The sequence below is a fragment of the Sorangium sp. So ce1504 genome (genome assembly GCF_051521635.1).
Taxonomy (GTDB): Bacteria; Myxococcota_A; Polyangia; order Polyangiales; family Polyangiaceae; genus Sorangium; species Sorangium cellulosum_B.
Genome location: NZ_CP150365.1, coordinates 1,744,165 through 1,761,107, shown reverse-complemented (window position 1 = coordinate 1,761,107; position 16,943 = coordinate 1,744,165). Strand labels below are relative to the sequence as shown.

The window sequence follows — 16,943 nt, the reverse complement described above, 5'->3', positions numbered from 1 at the left end:
CACTGGGAATCTCAGCCGCGGGGGGAACGGGAAAGCGCTGGTCGTCGACGGCGGCTGGATGAGCCGTCGAGGAGAAGAAGATGCAGATTCGCAGTGCAAAAGGTTGCCAGTGGGACCAGGTGAGCCTCGGCGAGGTGATGCTGCGCCTCGACCCGGGTGAGCGCCGCGTCCACACGGCGCGGACGTTCGACGTCGGGGAGGGCGGGGGAGAGTACAACGTGGCGCGGGGGCTCCGGCGCTGCTTCGGGCTCCGCACCGCCATCGTCACGGCGCTCGCGGACAACGCCGTCGGGCGCCTCATCGAGGACCTGATGCTCCAGGGCGGGGTCGACACGTCCTTCCTGCGCTGGGTCGACTACGACGGCGTGGGCCGGGACGTGCGCAACGGCCTCAACTTCACCGAGCGCGGCTTCGGGCCCCGCGCCGCCGCCGGCTGCTCGGACCGCGGCCACAGCGCGGCGTCCAAGCTCAGGCCCGGCGACGTGCCGTGGAAGACCCTCTTCGGCGAGCGCGGCGCGCGCTGGTTCCACACCGGCGGCATCTTCTGCGCTCTATCGGAGACCACGGCCGGCGTGGCGCACGAGGCCATGGAGGTCGCGCGCGCGCACGACGTGCGGATCTCCTACGACCTCAACTACCGGCCCTCGCTGTGGAAGAACTTCGGCGGCCAGCGGCAGGCGCGCGAGGTCAATCGCGCCCTCATGCCGTACGTCGACTGCGTGTTCGGCAACGAGGAGGACTTCGTCGCGGGCCTCGGCTTCGAGGTGTCCGGCGTGGACAGCAGCTACAGCCAGCTCGACACGAGCGGCTTCCGCCGGATGATCTCCGAGGTCGTCGCGGCGTACCCCAACATCTCGGTCGTCGCCACGAGCCTCCGGACGGCCAAGACCGCCAGCGTGAACGGCTGGGGTGGCATCCTGTACTACAAGGGCGAGTTCCACGAGGTCCCGCAGCGAGACATCGAGATCCTGGACCGCGTGGGCGGCGGCGACTCGTTCGCTTCGGGGATCATCTATGGCCTCTTGACCGAGCAGAGCCCGCAGTGGGCAATCGAGTGCGGCGTCGCGCACGGCGCGCTGGCGATGTCGACCCCGGGGGACACCTCGATGGCGTCGCTCGCCGAGGTGCGGAGGGCCATGAGCGGAGCCGGCGCGAGGATCGAGCGATGAACAGGGAGCAAGTCGTCCGCCGCATCGAGGAGATCGGCATCGTCCCCGTCGTGCGCGCGCCGAGCGGAGAGCTCGCCGTGCGGGCCGCTCGCGCGCTGTGCGCGGGCGGCATCGAGGTCATCGAGATCACGATGACCGTCCCCGACGCCCTGTCCGTCATGCGCGAGATCGCCTCGCGGATGGGGGACCACGTCCTCGTCGGCGCGGGCACCGTGCTCACCGCGGACGCGGCCCGCAGGTGCATCGAGGCCGGCGCCGAGTTCATCGTGAGCCCGGGGCTCAACCTGGAGGTCATCCGCGCGGCGCACGATCTCGGGAAGGCGGTCTTCCCGGGGGCGCTCACGCCGACCGAGGTGATCACCGCGTGGAACGCCGGCGCCGACACGGTGAAGCTGTTCCCGTGCTCCGCGATGGGGGGCGCGAAGTACCTGCGCGCCCTGCGCGCGCCGCTCCCGGAGGTGAAGATGATGCCGACCGGCGGGGTCAACCTGACGACAGCCAGGGATTTCATCGAGGCCGGCGCCGTGGCGCTCGGGGTCGGCGGCGAGCTCGTGGACGCCGCGGCGCTCGCGGCGGGCAAGGACGAGGTCCTCACGGAGCGCGCGCGCGAGTTCATGTCCGTGGTCAGCGCCGCGCGTGCAGAGCTCGAGAACAGCGCGCGGGCGTAGAGAGGAGAGCGCCAGTCCATGGAGCGCACACGCGCGGCGCGCCGCTCATTCCACCGATGGCCAGGGGGCCCTCGCGATCCTGGTCGTGACGCAGGCGGGCTGCTCGGGCGCGGCGCCCGTGACCGCGCCTCCGCCGCCGGCCGCTGCATCCCAGGGAGCCCAGCCGCCGGCGCCGCCGGCGGCCGCGCCGGCGGCTTCTGCGGCGCAGGACGCGCCGCCCCCGAGGGCGTGAGGTCGCCGCACGCTGCAATGCGATACGGAGAGACGCTGCTCCTCACCGAGTTCGACGACGCTGGTGCAGCTGGGGAGGCGGACGGCCGCCTGCTCATCCTGCGATCTTCGCCTCGCTGACGCCGAGCCATGCCCCAGCTCGGTCGGCGGGCCAGCGTCCCGGGAGCGAGCGCGCGGCGGCGCGCGCATGGCCAGCACGGTCCAGCGCGAAGGCGCGATCATTCTTCCGGCGGCTTCACGCCGGGGGTCGGCCGCCCGACGACGTAGCCGTCCGCGGCCCATTGGTAGGCCAGGCTCACGCCGGGTACCTGAGCTTCGAGCACGAGGCCGCCATCGCTCACGCCGCCGCGTGCCGTCAGCACGAGCTCGCCGCCGCTCGGATCGAGCGCAAAGCTCGTGTGGAGCTCGCCCTGGTCCGTGTCGCCGTCGGCAAACAGGACGAGCACCTCGTGACGCGGAAGGGTGACGGCGGGCAGCGGCCACTTGCCGCGCTCGGCGAAGTCGTCGGACAGCGTCCAGCCCGTCAGATCGACGTCCTCCGCCGACGGATTGAACAGCTCGATCCACGGCTCGTACTCGCCGGATTCATCCGCCAGCGTGGTCGTGTTGTTGAGCATGACCTCCGAGATCGACACGGCCAGCGGCGCAGGACACCCCCAACAGAACGCCGGGCTGCCGGTCGAGATCATCGGGACGGCGTCGACGAGCACGGCGCCGTCGGCGGCGAAGGCGCTGAACGTGAACGGAGCGCCGAGATCGAACTTGAGCTCGTAGCGAGCCGTGCCCGCATCGGCTCGCGCGATGTCCGTCCAGTTATGATGGCTGTTGACGTACTCGAGGCGGCTCGGTTCGGTGACGCACGCCGTCGTTCCGTCGAGCGATACGCTGAAACCGTCCAATCGATACAAGGAGGATTCGCCGACACCGATGTCCTCCCAGGTCCGCCTGAGCTGGACCACCGCGCGCCCGTCAGAGGCCTCGAAGCGCAGCACGTGGGTCGCTCCGAGACGGCCGCCGGGACGTTCGCCGCACAGCGCGTCGCTCGAGTCCGGCGGTGCTCCGCCGGCTCCGCCCGCGCTCGCTCCGTTCCCCGGCTCGGAGCTGGAACAGCCGGCGCACGCCAGCGAGAACCCGAGGCCGTACAGGATCGTTTTCAAGGTCATGTCTGGCTCCATCATGGCGTGTAGGGTCTGGCTTGCTTGATCACGGTGCGCCCGTCCATCGTGACGTCCACTTCCACGTCGAGCGACAGCGGGGCGAGGCTTGGGTACACGCTGGCCGCGAAATGGTCCTGCACCACGAACAACAGCCCCGCGAGCTCGTTCAACGCTGCATCGGACCAGAGCCGAGCGCCGCCCGCCGCCAGCGAGGACGGTGACACCAGCGTGACCTCGCTCGGCGATCCGCCGGAAGAGCGCCGGAACGTCAGGATCTCAGGGCTGGCGGTGGGATCCAGCGGCTCGACGACGCCCACCTCTCCCACCTGGCTGACCACACGATACAAAGGCTCCGGCGCGCCGGGTTCGAGCCCCGTGAGCGCGACGGCTTCCAGGCGTTCACCGACGAACGTGGGGTGGACCGCGACGCCCATGAACACCTTGGTGTGATCGATGCCATAGTACTCGCGATCGTCGAACGCGCGTTCGTTCCACAAGCTGGCCCAGACCCGGCGCACCGCGAGCAGGGCGCTCTTTTCTTCGGTCAAGTCCTGCTCCAGATCCTCGATGATCGGCAGCAGATGGCTCCGGTCGGGGTGCTCGGCGAGCTCGAGCTCTCGCCGCTCGAGCTCGGCGCGCAGGTAGGCCTCGTGCTCCGGGCTCAAGCAGGCCGACGGCCCGAGCGTGTCCGGATCGAGGTCGTCAGCCAGGCAGCCGCTCCGGGAGTCGTACAGACCTGCTCCCGACAGACCCGGCAGGTCCTCGGCGTTGGTGCTGCTGCGAAAACGCAGCCGGGTGACCAGCCCCGCGGCGCCGTAGGCCTGGCGAACGGCCGCTTCGAGCGCCGCGCCGAATTCGGGCAAGTGCTCGGCGGCGCGCATGCGACCCCGGAGCTCCGACAGGCGGCGCTGCTTGGTGTCGGCGTCCGTGAACACCCGGGGATCGGCCAGCAGCGCCGCGACGTCGGCATTGAACCCGCGCCGCTCCATGAAGTCTGCATAGGCGCGGAACGGAATCGCAAAGCCATCCACGCGGTTCTGTTCGGGCAGGATCCGGGACAGCTCTCCGAGGTTCGCGGCCTTGGTGCCGAACGCCGCGACATCCGCCGAGCCGAGCGACGCCAGGGCTGCCGGCGTGGCGACCTCCAGGTCCGCGGCTGGATCTCCGAGCGGCGGCCGGCGGGTGCTCCAGAACGCCTCGGCGTCTTCCAGGCGCGCGGGCTCGATCTCCACGTGGGTGCCCCGGGCCGTGAGGTGGACCAGCCCATGGGCGAGCGCGCGGAGCACGCTGTTGTCGAACACGCCCGGCACCGCGGCGCTCGGGATCCCCTTCTCGCGCAAGCGCAGGTTCACGTGGCTGGCCAGGCTCTGCGGCTGCCGCGTGACGAGGCCGGCGACCAGCCCCAGATCGCTCGGCGCCGCGTCGATCACCAGCACGTCGCGCGGTCCGGCGCTGCCTGCGGCGGCGCCATCCACGATCTTCAGGTAACCGTACGCCTCGCCCTCGCTGTACGTCTCGGCGGACAGCCCGCTCAACAGCGTATCCGGATCGACCAGCGCGACGCCTGCTGCCACGAGCTCGCCGGCGATGGCTTGCACCGCCGCGGTCTGGGCAGATCCATCCGGTGAGAACACCAGGAAGTCCTCAGCGAACGGACTACACCCCTTGAGCCGCCGGTCGGCTTGCACGATGTCGTCGACCGTCAGGAGCTCATCGGGCGCGGCTTCGCTGTAGACCGTGTACGCCAGCACGCCCGCCGCTCCGGTCAGCGGATGAGGCGTGGCCGGGTAGAGCTTCATGCCGCCGCCCCACATCACGCGGCTGGCGCGGCGCAGCACCATGTCCGCATAACGTTCCGGCGCGAGCGCCGCGTACTCGGGGAAGGTACGAAGGAACTGCAAATGGTACGGGTGGTCGTCGGTATTCTGAAACAGGCACGCTGCGCCGGCGAACATCGCCGGAGGCTCGCGGCCGTCGACGATCGTCAGGTACTTCACCTCCGCGCCCTCGCCTGCCAGGGAAGTGTAGTCGTCGCGCGTGACGAGCTCCGTGAGATACTCCGTGTCAGCCCCCGGCGCTCCCCCCGCGCCGGCGGCGCTCACGGCCGAGGAATCGCCACATGCGGTCAACGCGACTGCCAAAAGCAAGGCCGATGCTGGCGCCAAAGTCCAAGGTTGCATCGATTGGGCTTCCCTCCCCGATGTGGCCGGGGTCGAGCAAGCGTGGTGCCAGGCCGGCGGCGGCGCTGGCTACCGCCGGAGGCGGCGCTCGAAGGGCCGCAGCCGTGACATCCGCGTCGCGGAGTGTGCCGCGGCCGTCATGGCACAGAGCCCCTTCGCGCCACCGGCGAGAACCAGCCGTTCTCATCGGGATCCCGGGACTTCGCCACGAACACGCCGGACTCGGCCGGCTCGCCGCGTGCCGTGCCAGGTGGAAGAGCGCATGCGGCCTCCCCGCGCTACGAGGACCTTGACGCTCGGAGATGGCCCTAATGAGAGATATTGACGAAGACGTTCACGCTCCCGTCCTGCTGGGCCGGGGCGGAGACGACGAGCACGTCCGGCCTCTGGTCGGCGTTCACGTCTCCGATCGCGAGCGCCCTGGTGAAGACGCTTTGATACAGGAGCGCTGCGTCGAACGTGCCGTCGCCCTTGCCGCGAAGCACACCCACCGTCCCACCGCCGCCGAGCGCAAGGAAGATATCGGGCCGCGTATCCGAGTCGAAATCCGCCGTGCTGAGCGCTGTCTCGATGGGGAAGTAGACCGGCATGGTGATCGGCGCGCCGAACATCCCCCGTGGCTGGCCGGGGAGCACGCCGACGACGCTCGCGCTGCCCACCGTCGCGAAAGCCATGTCGAGCACGCCGTCGCCCGTGAAATCGGCGGGCGCGACGGTCCACGCGGAGCTGCCGACCGGGAGGCTCGTGGCCGCCTCGAACGTGCCGTCTCCGTCGCCGATGAGGAGCCGGATATCATCGCTGTCGTAGTTCGCCGTCGCCAGATCCGCCTTCCCATCGCCATTGAAATCGCGCGCCGTCACATCCAGGATGTTCATCCCCGCGGGATACGCGATCGGCGGCAGGAACCCGCCAGCCTTGTCATTGAGGAGCACTCGCACGTCCTCGAAGGTGATCGCGGCGATATCGGCGGCGCCGTCTCCGTTCATGTCGGCGAGCGCGATCCTCCTCCCGCCCTCGTGGAGCGTCACGGGGCCGAACGAGCCTGCGCCGTCACCGAGGAGCACACCGACCTTTCCCGCCGCGATGGTGCCGAACACGACATCGAGATGCCCGTCGCCGTTCACGTCCCACGCGACGACCTGCTCCGGATCCACACCGCCGGCAGGCATGGTCACGGGCATATCGAACGCGCCGCTCCCTTTTCCGACAAAGAGCGAGAGCGACTGGCCATCGGCATACGCAACGACCACGTCGGCCTCGCCGTCTTCATTCCAATCGCCGAGCGCCGCGCCTCTCGCGCCCTTGCCCCCGAGGAGCGCCGGAGCTGCGTGGAACGTCCCATCTCCGCGACCTCGCGCGACCACGAGGCCGCTCATCGACATGACGAGATCCGCTTTGCCGTCCCCGTCGAGATCTCCCGACCGGACGCGCGAGCCACGGTGTCCAGTGAAATACGTCACCCGCGACTCGAGCCCTCCGAGCCCGTCACCCCGAAAAACGCTCAGGATCGAGTCGTCCATGCTCTCCACCGCGATGTCTTGTCTTCCGTCGCTGTCCCAGTCGCCGATGACGACGCCGCTCGGCGCGAGGCCGGCCGGGACGCGCTTGGTCGCCGAGAGCGCGCCCGACGGGCCACCCATCAAGAGGGTCATTCCCTTCGTATCCACGGCAGCGATATCGGGGTTGCCGTCGGCGTCGAGGTCGCCGACCGCCAGATCAGCCGCGCTGCCGACCGGCACGCCATCTTGCGCGGAGATCGTGGTCCTTGTCACGGGGCCGAACGCGCCGCCGGCCTGACCGAAGCGCACGCTGACGACCGGCGCGGAGATCTCCGTGTCATAGCCAACGATGTCGCGCACGCCGTCGCTATCGAGGTCGGCCAGCGTGATGAAGCGACAGCTCGTGGTCCCGGTGAGCGTGCTCGACGTCGTGAACGCGCCCGCGCCATCCCCCGCCAGGATCGTGATGCTATTGCCATTGCGGCTCGCCACGATGTCGAGCTTCGCATCTCCGTTCACGTCGGCGAGGACGGGCGAGACGTAGTCCGCTCCCGGGCTCGAGATCGGGGCCTGGAACGTGCCGTCGCCGTTGCCGAGCAGGACGCGGACGCCAGCGTCGGCGCTCAGGAGCGTGACGACCAGATCCTGGTTCCTGTCGCCGTTCACGTCGCCCACGGCGACGTCGTGCGCGCCATTCACGACGTGCTCTGTCCGAGGAAGAAACCCACCCTTGCCATCGGCGAGGAGCACCGAGACCCTATTCGCGCTGCGTAGCGCCATCGCACCGTCGGCCAGTCCATCGCCATTGAGGTCCGTGAGCGCGAATGGGGTGCCGCCATAGCTCGATCCGGTCGCATAGAATCTGACGACATCAAAATCGATCGTCTCCGCGGCCTGAGGCGCCCCCCCACCTGCTCCGCCTGCGCCATCTTGGCCGCCGCTCCCGCCCGTGCCGCCTGTGCCGCCGCTCCCGCCCGTGCCGCCGCTGCCGCTGCCGCCTGCGCCGCCGCTCCCGCCCGTGCTGCCGGCGCCGCCTGCACCGCCGCTCCCGCCTGTGCCGCCAACGCCGCCCGCGCCACCTTGACCGCCGAGCCCCCCGGCGCCGCCCTGACCAACGGGCTGATCGGACGGAACGTCCCCGCACGCATAGCTGCAGAAGATGACGAACGCCGATGCCACAACTCCGCCATGTGTACGCATTTGAATATCACCTTGCAATGAGCCGCGATTGGGAAGATAGTCCGCGCAAATCCATTTCTATTTGTCAAGAACTTTGCGCCAGCGCGTGCAGCGTGGCTGTACGGTGGGACGGCCGCCACGAGGAGATTGACTTCCGGATCGCGTTTGGATTTCCTGGCCCCTGTGCCGCCGCGATCAGAGAGGAATTCATCATGAATGCGCGTTATGCGATTGGACTCATCGTCGTTGGTTGTGGTTGCGCGGGATCGACGCCGAGCGCCTCGAGCCCGCCGCCGAGCGAACCGCTTGCGAGCGCGGAAGCTCCCGCGCCCGTCGCGCCCGCGCCGTCGGCACCGGCGCCTTTGCAAACGGCGCCCGCGGCCGAACCCGCGGCGACTGCGAGCGTCCCCAAGCTAGCGCCCCCCGAAACACCCGATGCCATCAAGGCGCCGAGCACGGCCAATCTCGTATTGAAGGCGAACGCCAAGGGCGCGCAGATCTACGTGTGCGGCAAGAAGAAGGAGCCCAAGGCGAAATTCGAATGGACGCTCAAAGCCCCGGACGCGACGCTCTCGGACGAGGCAGGTAAGACGCTGGGCAAGCATTACGGCGGCCCGACCTGGGAAGCGGCAGACGGCAGCAAAATCGTTGGTGCCATGAAGGCCAAGGTCGATGCTCCCGACACCACCGCGATCCCCTGGCTGCTCCTGGAGATCAAGTCGACCGAGGGGCAAGGCGTGCTCAGCCACGTCGCGTGGATTCAGCGCGTTCAGACCGTGGGCGGCAAAGCTCCGGCGGACGGCTGCGACAAAGCGCACGATGGCGCCGAAGCGCGCATCGACTACAGCGCGACCTACTACTTCTACGCGAACCCGTGAGCTCGCTCGCTCTCTGAGCCCGCTCGGACAGCCGCGTTGGCGCTGGCCGCCGCCCTGCGCGCCGAGCGGGGCGCTCTTACCAAGGATCCGCCGACTCAGCGCGCAGCGGTCAGCTGCTTGGCAGACGGGGTTGTCGCCCTCGCATAGAGGCTATCGAGGAGCAGGGTCATCGAGAGGTACAGCTGCGCACCAGGGCTGTGGAGCAGGGAACGGTGCTGTCCGTCCTCCCCCAGGCCGGGCGCGGTGCTGTCGTAGCCGAGCTCGAACCACGCGATGTCCTCGGCCGGGTAGCTCAGCGACACCTCGAACGTGGTGTCGACCGTTGCCGACGAGCCGCGCGACGCCACGGGCGCGCACGTCGGCACGGTCTGCACACAGCCTCCATCGCTCGGCACATCACGGACTCTGCTTGCCCGCTGGCGCCGGCCTCTCGTCGAGCTTCCTCTCGAGCGGCCCCGCTTCCGCGCTCTTCTTCTTTTCGATCCACGCGATCACCGGATCTCGCCACGACACCCCCGTCCCCACGGGCTTCGGATCTCGCGCCGCGAAGACGGCGCCGTCACCGCCCCCGTACATGAAATCGGTGATGATGACCGTGTAGCGCTTCTTCGGATCCATCGGCTTGCCGCCCACCGACCAATCTCCGTTCGGCGCTCTCTTCGCGCCGGAGATGATGAACGACTTCGCCTCGAGGTCCTTCGCGAGCGACGCGCCGTCGATAGACACCTTCACCAGGCGGTTGTCGAACGGGAGCACGCTCCAGATCGTCGCGTGGGTGATCGGCCCCCGTGGGATGGTTTGTCGCACGCCGCCTCGGTTCATGATCGCCACGTCGCCGCCCACCTCGTGGAGCCAGGCGTCGCTCACGATCTTGCCGACAGCCTCCTCCGGGCCGATCCCGTCCTCCGAATGGCCGATGACCTTCCCGAGCGCGCCGTCGACCTTCGTTCTCGACGCCGTGACGAGCCGCGCGAGCGGAGGATCCGCTGGCACTTGCGGATCGGTCGCCACGTCGACGATGGAATGGCTGATCGTGACGACGCGGGCCCGCGGGGGATTGTCGGGGTTGATGGTGATGGCGACGCGGGCGTACTGGTGCAGGCGCCAGCCGGGGGTGATGACGGGCGTGTCGCCTGCGCGCGCGTCGATCTTCCTGTGGCAATGGCCCCCTCCGACGAACGCGAGCTGCCACTCCGGGTGTCTCTTCACGATGGGCACGAGATCGTCGGGGCATTCGTGCGCGGTCACGACGACGACGTCGGCGGCTCCCGTCTCCCGCGCTTCATGGATCGCTCTGTCGAGCGAGGCCTCGGTGGGCTCGAACGTGATCCCTCGAAAGCGCTCGGCCATCGCGGCCTTCAGCGTCTCTGCTGCGGCGAGCCCCACGACGCCGATCTTCACGCCCTTGCGCTCGAAGACCTCGTAACGCCGGATGGCGAGCTCGTCCGCGAGCTTCGCGTCGTCGATCTTCACGTTCGCCGCGAGGTAACGCAGTCGCGCGAGGTCACGGAGCTTCGAGAACTGAGGCACGCCGAAATCGAACTCGTGATTACCGAACGCCGAGGCGGCATAACCCATACGCCCCATCGCGCTCGCCATGGACACACCGTTGAAATACGTCGAGATGGCGGGGCCGGTGAAATTGTCGCCGCCCGAGAGGAGGAGCGTGCGCGGAGAGGTGCAATCCTCGGGCGCGGCGGGCGTGAGCGCCCCTGCCGCGTCGATGCCCGCGGGAACAGGCCCTGGGCAGTGCCCTTCGTACTTCACGAGCCTCCCGAGCAGCTCGGCCGCGCCTCCGCGGCTCACGCCTTCCTCCGACAAACTCTCGAGCCAGCCGTGTTCGTCCGTCGTGTAGAGCAGCGTGACGGTGACGTCGCCTCGCGGCTTCACGGCGAGCGGAGGCGTCTCGCTCGCGAGGTTCGCTGCGCCCGCCTCCGCCGAGGCACCCGGGGGTTTCAGCGGGGCGCCCGGGCCCCCCTGAGGCTGGGCAGGGCCGCAAGCAAGAGGAAACAGGACGGTGCACGAGCCGAAGAGCAGGGCCAACGGGCGCATGGTCGAGCACGATAGTCCAGGCCAGGTGTCGTCGGCACGAAAAACCAGATGAAGGCGATGCGTGTAGCCCTGGAGGCGGGTTCGGACTCTGCCACGTCACAGGGTCATGGGGCGGCCTGCCCGAGCTCGGGCCGCCGAACCATGGTGGCGGCGGCGCGACGACGGGCGCGTCGCGCTGATTCAGAACCAGCGCGCGAGCGCGTCGTCGAGCGACGTCGACGACGCGTCTGTCCACGCGATGCAGCCGTCGGGTCGGACGAGCATCGACGGGCCGTCTTTGGTGCGTGCATGGTGCACGTCTTGCGGGAGTGACCGTTCCGAAGGCGAGATGAAGAGGCCGCCGCCCTTCTCCATCAGCACATAGAGCCGCTCTTCGCTGCCGCCTTCGAGCGTGAGGAGCTCGTCCTTCGCGAGGATGCCGACGAGCGGGTCGTCGTCACCGAGGTCGTAACGAACGCCGACGCCCGTGAGCATCTCGCCGAAGTAGCGGTTGCCTTCGGGGAGCTTCATCAGGTCGCTCACGATGGCGCGGAGCGCGCTCGTGAGCGGGTCAGGACGCATGAGGGCGACTTGCGCGCGGGTATTCTCGAGGACGCGCGCAGCGACGGGGTGGCGCTCGGCGGTGTACGAGTCGAGGAGATGCTCGCGCCCCTTCACCGCCGCGGCGAGCTTGAAGCCGAGGTTCGCGGCGTCGACGAGGCCGAGGTTCAAGCCCTGGCCGCCGAAGGGCGAGTGGACGTGCGCGGCGTCACCGGCGAGAAGGACGCGGCCCATCCTGTAGGTCGTTGCTTGCCGGGCGTTGTCGGTCCAGCGCGTCGCCATCGTCATCGACAGGATCTTGACGTCGGTGCCGCTCACGCGCTGGATCGCCGCTTCGACCTCGGCTTGCGTGATCGGCGCATCCCGATTGGGCGGCGGCCCGTTGAACTCCGCCGTGAAGACGCGCCCCGGCATCGGTCCGGACGCGACGAGGCCGCGCGGCGTTCGGTGCCAGCCCGTCGCGAGCTTCTCGGGCATATCGAGCTCGACGACGGCTTGATAGCCGGTGATGGTCGGATCCGTGCCGGGGAACTCGAAGCCGGCGAGCTTGCGGACGCGGCTCCGGCCGCCGTCGCAGCCGACGAGGTACTTCGCGCTCAGCGGGCCCGCGCTCGTCTGCACGGTCACGCCGTCGCTGTCCCGCTCGAAACCTTCCACCGTGACGCCGCGACGGATTTCGATCCCGAGCTCCGTCGCGCGCGCGATCAGGATCTTCTCGAGCGCCTCCTGCGGCACGAGACGCATGTGGCGCTCCGGGTCGCGCTGGAGGCTCGGGTCGATCAAGAACAGTCCAGAAAAATGGCCTCCCGGCCTCTTCATCGGTCCAGGTCCGAGGCGCGCCTTCAGCGCCGGCATCATCAGCGCCATGGTGGCGCGGCGCTCGTCATCGAGCGCACGCGCGAGCCCGCGTCGTTCCAGCGCCTCGGCCGCCACCGCGCCGACCCCGCCGGCCTTGATCGTGCGGTCGGGCTCCGCGAGCCGCTCCAGCACGAGCGGCTTCACGCCCGCGGTCGCGAGCTCGATCGAGAGGAAAAGCCCGACCGGGCCGGCGCCTACGATGACCACATCGTGCATCATGACGTGAAGTTTATACTAGGTAAAACTTTGATCAAGACAAAATTTTTATCTTGGTCTACTATTTGATCCATGGGCGAGCTCCGCGAAAGCAAGAAGCGCGAGACGAGGCAGCGGATCTCCGACATCGCGACGGCGATGTTCTTCGCGCGCGGCTTCGACGCGGTGACGATCGAAGAGATCGCCGCCGCCGCAAACGTCTCCAAGATGACGGTGTTCAACTACTTCGCGCGCAAGGAGGACCTCCTCCTGGATCGCGAGGACGAGGTGAAGCTGCTCTTGCGCGAGGCAATCCGCGGGAGGTCGCAAGGGCAGCCGCCGATCGACGCGCTCCGCCGCCTCGTCGACAGGCTCTGCGAGCAGAAGCATCCGTTCGCTCGCATCGACGGCCAGACGGTCGGCTGGTGGCGCGTCGTTGCGGCGAGCCCGTCGCTCAAGGCGCGCCTCCACGAGATCGGGGACGAGGTGATCGAGGGGCTCGCGGTCGAGCTCGGTGGTCCAAAGCCCGATGGCCTCGCGCGGCTCGTCGCCGGCATGGTCGTGCTGACGTGGCGCACGGCGTACGGCGAAGCGATCCGCGTGTTCGAGCGCGGAGGCTCGGCGAAGAAGGCGAACGCTGCGTTCATCGCGCTGATCGATCGCGGCTTTGCGGCCCTCCACGGAATGGCGGCGGGCTCGAGCTGGCAGACGGACGGATGACCCATCCCCACCCAGGGAGCGCGCTGCCCCACCACTCCGGTCCTCGCGGCGCTCGCCTCCCCCGCTTCGGCGAGCTCGAGATCCTGTAAATCTTCCGCCGAGCATCAGCGACATGCCCTTGGCGCTGGGCGCTCGAGCCTCCGGGGCTCGTCGTCGCCGCGGCCCACCGCAGCGCCGGCGCCGACGAGACTGCATAAGTGCCAGAGGAGCAGAAGTCGACGCATCGCCGCACGCTCCAGCTGCAAGGAGTTGCCATCTCCGGTCTCGGAGCCCGGGGCGAAATGCATTAGAGTCGAATTCAGGTCGAGGCGTGGAAGGGCGCCGCGCTCCGGCGCCGAGTGGGAGCAGCGCGATGAACGAGATCAATTTCTACAAGCTTCCGCGTACCATCCAGGACGGCGTGATCGAGGCGTTCCGCGGGCGGTTCGCGCCGGCGCCGATCGTCAGCCGGTTCGGGACTCGGCGCACCATCGTGGCTTGGCTCACGGTCAGCGCCGCCTCGGGCCTCCTGCTGGCGGCGCTCTGTGCGGCCGGCCTGGGCGACGTCAACAGCGTTCTCGCGCTCCACCCGACGTCGGCGGCCGCCGCGTACGTGCTGCTCGCCGCGATCACCGTCATCGGCGTGCTCCGGGCGCTCGCCTACAACGCCGACCTCATCACGCTGCCGTTCGCGCCCGGCCTGTTCGTCTTCCCCGCGAACCTGGTCGACGCGCGCGACCACAGGCTCCGGGTCTTCTCGCTCGCGGAGCTCTCGCGCGTCTCGGCGGGCCCTCGGGGCGCCGTGGTCCTCACGTTCGGCGGCACGCAGCACGCCTTTCCCCTCGAGGACCCGTCGCGCTCGGACGACGTGATCCGGGAGGTCGAAGCGGCGTGCAGCCGCATGAAGGCGAAGCCCGACGCCGCGGAGCTGCGCCGGCTCGATCCCTTCGAGCCGCCTGCCATCGAGAGCCCGTTCGCGTCGCCGATCCCGCTCTCGCGCGAGGTCCCGGGGTGGCAGAGCTATGCATGGCTCCTCGCGGCCGCGGTCGGCGTGGCCCTCGGCCTTGGGCTCTTCTTCCTCCGCAACCGGATGAGCGACGCTCGGATGTACGCCGCGGCGCGGGAGCGCGACGACGTGGCCGCGTACCAGAGCTACGTCGCGCGCGGCCGCGGCCACGCGGAGGTCGTCTCGCAGGTGCTGCTGCCGCGGGCCGAGCTGCGCCTCGCGGTGGCGAAAGGCTCGGTCGAGGCCATCGACGACTTCCTCCGCGCCTACCCCAGGACGGGCATCCAGGCCGAGGTCGCCGCGGCCCGCCGCGCCGCGCTCGCCGCGGAGCTCGAGCGGGCGCGGGAGGTGGGTACGCTCGCGGCGCTGCTGGCGTTCGCGGAGCGCTACCCGAAGCACGGCCTGGACAAGGCGTTCAACGACGCCAGGCACGCGCTCTATGCGCGCGCGCTCGACCGGTACAAGAGCGAGATGCCCGAAGGGAGCGAGCAGAACGCGGGCTTCGTGCAGCGGCTCCTCGCCTACGCGGAGCGCGTGGGGCCCAGGAGCACGCCGCAGGGCCTCCGCGGCCCGGCCGTCCAGGTCCGCTTCCGGCGGCTTCCGTCGCAGGACCTGGAGCGCGCCGACGAGATCGTCAGGAAGATCCCGATGTTCAGCGGCGCCGCGTCCCTGCCGAGCCGCTACGTGGATGCGACCCGCCTCGATCCCCAGGAGAAGCGGACCGCGTCGGCCCTGGTGGAGGGGCTCGCGCGGGGGTTCGAGCCGGAGTTCGTCACCTTCGAGCCGGGCCCGCCCCTCGAGGGCGCCGCCGAGGAGCAGCTCACCGTGACCTCCCCCTCCCTCGTGGTGAGCTATCGCGTCGAGTCGTCCGGGATCGCCCACGCCAGCAAGAAGCCGCAGCTCATCATCATGGGGCTCAAGTTCTTCTTCAAGACGGAGTTCATCTTGCCCGGAGACGCGGAGCCGCTGCTCACGAGCTACAAGATCTCGCGGAAGGTCCCGGCCGGGCTCATTCAACAGCAGACCCCCGCCCCGCGCCCTGGGGTCCTCGAGGCCATCGTCTACGAGGCCATGATGCGCGAAGCCTTCATCGACCTCGAAGAGCGCTACCTCTCCAAGTGGTTCAGGAAGCGCGACGCGCCCCGGTGAGGGTGGACGCGGCGGGCGCGCGCCGGCCCGTCGACCGCAGCTGCGCTCCTCATCGCAGCGCCGGGCTGCGACTGGCTCGGCCGGGACGACATCCGCTGCTTCGAGTGGCCCGAGGAGCTCGGGACGTGCCTGGACCGCGAGCAAGCGGTGGAGGAGCTCAACCTGATCGATGGACGTTTCACCGACCGGAGATGGTTGACTGCGGAGCCTCACGACACGAGCGTCTAATTTCGGCAAATCTCAGAGACACATGACAGCGCTTCGACGGCAGGCGCACATCTTAGCCGCTCGACCGCGCCTCCCCGCCCGACAGCAATGCGATGAGGCCGTGCGGGGCGGTTTCGCCGAAGCAAAGCTCGAAGGTCGCCGCGGCTTCGGGGGCGGCCTTCGCTCCACGAACGAACATCGCTTCTTCGTATTCGGCGAGCGCGGCTTCGAGGTCATTCGGGTGCGCGGCGATGGCCTTGCCGAGCTCCGCGCCGTCGACCATCGCGAGGTTTGCGCCTTCCCCGTCGGGCGGGCTCAGGTGCGCGGCGTCGCCGAGGAGCGTCACGCCGGGCACGCGATCCCAGCGATGCCCGGCGGGGAGCTTGTGGATCATGCGCGGGACCGGATCGGTCTCGCCGTCGGTGATGAGCGCGGTCAGGGCCGGGGCCCAGCCGTCGAACTCCGCGGCGACGCGCGCCCGCGCCGTCTCCGGGTCGGTGAAGTCGATGTCCTCGATCCACGCCTTTGGCCTCGTGAGCGCGACGTAGGTGTGGAGGACGCCGTTCGTTTCGCGGTGCGTGATGATGCCTTTGCCGGGCGTGAGCGCGTAGAACGCGCCCCCGCCGACGAGCTTGGCGCTGGCGGAATGCCGCGCGTCGGCGTCGAGCAGGTGCGTCTCGATGTAGGTGGTGCCGACGTATTCGGGCTTCGCGTCGGAGAGGAGCGGCCGAATCCTCGACCACGCGCCGTCGGCGCCGACGACGAGGCCGGTGGTCACGGTCGACCCGTCCGCGAAGGTGAGCTCGTGCTTTCCGTCGCCGAGCGCGCGCACGCCCGTGAGCTTGCGGCCCCATCGCACGGTGTCAGGCGGGAGTGAGTCGAGGAGGATGCGCCGGAGGTCGCCGCGGAGCACCTCGGGGCGAACGCCGGAGCCGTCGTCCGGCTGGTCGAGGAGGACCGTGCCCCGCGGATCGACCAGGCGCATCGCCTCACCGCCTTCGTGGACGATGCCGCGGAACTCGTCGGAGAGGCCGGCGGCCTCGAGCGCGAGCTGGCCGTTGTAGTCGTGGATGTCGAGCATCCCGCCCTGGGTGCGCGCCTCGGCGGAGGCGTCCGCCTCGTACACGGTCGCCCGGATCCCGTGGACGTGGAGGACGCGCGCGAGGGTGAGCCCGCCCGGTCCGGCGCCGATGATGGTGATGGAAGTCATCTTGATTCCTCTCGGTCTTCAGCCTGGAACATCGTTCCACTCATTTACCTGGAACGCCGCTCCAGA

General features: G+C 69.4%; 12 protein-coding genes. 5 read left to right on the top strand and 7 right to left on the bottom strand.

Annotated features, from left to right (window positions below; translation table 11 throughout):
- The first annotated feature begins 80 nt into the window (after window positions 1–80).
- Both WMF39_RS06695 and WMF39_RS06690 read left to right on the top strand, forming a co-directional pair.
- Entirely contained in the window at window positions 81–1,169 is a 1,089-nt protein-coding gene (locus WMF39_RS06695) for a PfkB family carbohydrate kinase (RefSeq protein WP_437744710.1), read from the top strand.
- The gene (locus WMF39_RS06690; protein WP_437744709.1) at window positions 1,166–1,837 is read left to right on the top strand and encodes a bifunctional 4-hydroxy-2-oxoglutarate aldolase/2-dehydro-3-deoxy-phosphogluconate aldolase; all 672 of its coding nucleotides are present in this window, start codon (window positions 1,166–1,168) and stop codon (window positions 1,835–1,837) included. The genes WMF39_RS06695 and WMF39_RS06690 overlap by 4 nt, the downstream gene beginning before the upstream one ends.
- 449 nt (window positions 1,838–2,286) lie before the next feature.
- On the opposite strand, the gene WMF39_RS06685 is transcribed toward WMF39_RS06690, so the two are convergent.
- From WMF39_RS06685 to WMF39_RS06675, 3 genes are all read right to left on the bottom strand, one after another.
- Window positions 2,287–3,231 (bottom strand): lamin tail domain-containing protein, encoded by a 945-nt coding sequence (locus tag WMF39_RS06685; RefSeq protein ID WP_437744708.1) that lies wholly within the window; start codon window positions 3,229–3,231, stop codon window positions 2,287–2,289.
- Between the two features lie 11 nt (window positions 3,232–3,242).
- On the bottom strand, window positions 3,243–5,327 hold the full coding sequence (locus WMF39_RS06680; protein WP_437744707.1) for a PEP/pyruvate-binding domain-containing protein: 2,085 nt from the start codon (window positions 5,325–5,327) through the stop codon (window positions 3,243–3,245).
- A 386-nt stretch (window positions 5,328–5,713) separates the two neighbouring features.
- Window positions 5,714–8,083 (bottom strand): FG-GAP repeat domain-containing protein, encoded by a 2,370-nt coding sequence (locus WMF39_RS06675; RefSeq protein WP_437744706.1) that lies wholly within the window; start codon window positions 8,081–8,083, stop codon window positions 5,714–5,716.
- Window positions 8,084–8,295: 212 nt separating this feature from the next.
- Here WMF39_RS06675 and WMF39_RS06670 point away from each other — a divergent pair, with 212 nt between their 5' ends.
- Complete coding sequence (locus WMF39_RS06670; protein ID WP_437744705.1) at window positions 8,296–8,961, top strand: DUF3455 domain-containing protein; 666 nt, start codon at window positions 8,296–8,298, stop codon at window positions 8,959–8,961.
- 95 nt (window positions 8,962–9,056) lie between these two features.
- On the opposite strand, the gene WMF39_RS06665 is transcribed toward WMF39_RS06670, so the two are convergent.
- From WMF39_RS06665 to WMF39_RS06655, 3 genes are all read right to left on the bottom strand, one after another.
- The gene (locus tag WMF39_RS06665) at window positions 9,057–9,335 is read right to left on the bottom strand and encodes a hypothetical protein (RefSeq protein WP_437744704.1); all 279 of its coding nucleotides are present in this window, start codon (window positions 9,333–9,335) and stop codon (window positions 9,057–9,059) included.
- Window positions 9,336–9,357: 22 nt separating this feature from the next.
- Entirely contained in the window at window positions 9,358–11,013 is a 1,656-nt protein-coding gene (locus tag WMF39_RS06660; protein ID WP_437744703.1) for a bifunctional metallophosphatase/5'-nucleotidase, read from the bottom strand.
- Window positions 11,014–11,193: 180 nt separating this feature from the next.
- Window positions 11,194–12,630, bottom strand: coding sequence for an FAD-dependent monooxygenase (locus tag WMF39_RS06655; RefSeq protein WP_437744702.1), 1,437 nt, complete (start codon window positions 12,628–12,630; stop codon window positions 11,194–11,196).
- 69 nt (window positions 12,631–12,699) lie between these two features.
- Here WMF39_RS06655 and WMF39_RS06650 point away from each other — a divergent pair, with 69 nt between their 5' ends.
- Window positions 12,700–13,326, top strand: coding sequence for a TetR/AcrR family transcriptional regulator (locus WMF39_RS06650; protein ID WP_437744701.1), 627 nt, complete (start codon window positions 12,700–12,702; stop codon window positions 13,324–13,326).
- 352 nt (window positions 13,327–13,678) lie between these two features.
- Window positions 13,679–15,460 carry a hypothetical protein gene (locus WMF39_RS06645; RefSeq protein WP_437744700.1) on the top strand — a complete coding sequence of 594 codons (1,782 nt, stop codon included), beginning with the start codon at window positions 13,679–13,681 and terminating at the stop codon, window positions 15,458–15,460.
- A 280-nt stretch (window positions 15,461–15,740) separates the two neighbouring features.
- Here the strand turns inward: WMF39_RS06645 and WMF39_RS06640 are convergent, their stop codons facing one another.
- Window positions 15,741–16,877, bottom strand: a complete 1,137-nt coding sequence (locus WMF39_RS06640; protein WP_437744699.1) for an FAD-dependent oxidoreductase — start codon at window positions 16,875–16,877, stop codon at window positions 15,741–15,743.
- Between the last annotated feature and the right edge of the window lie 66 nt (window positions 16,878–16,943).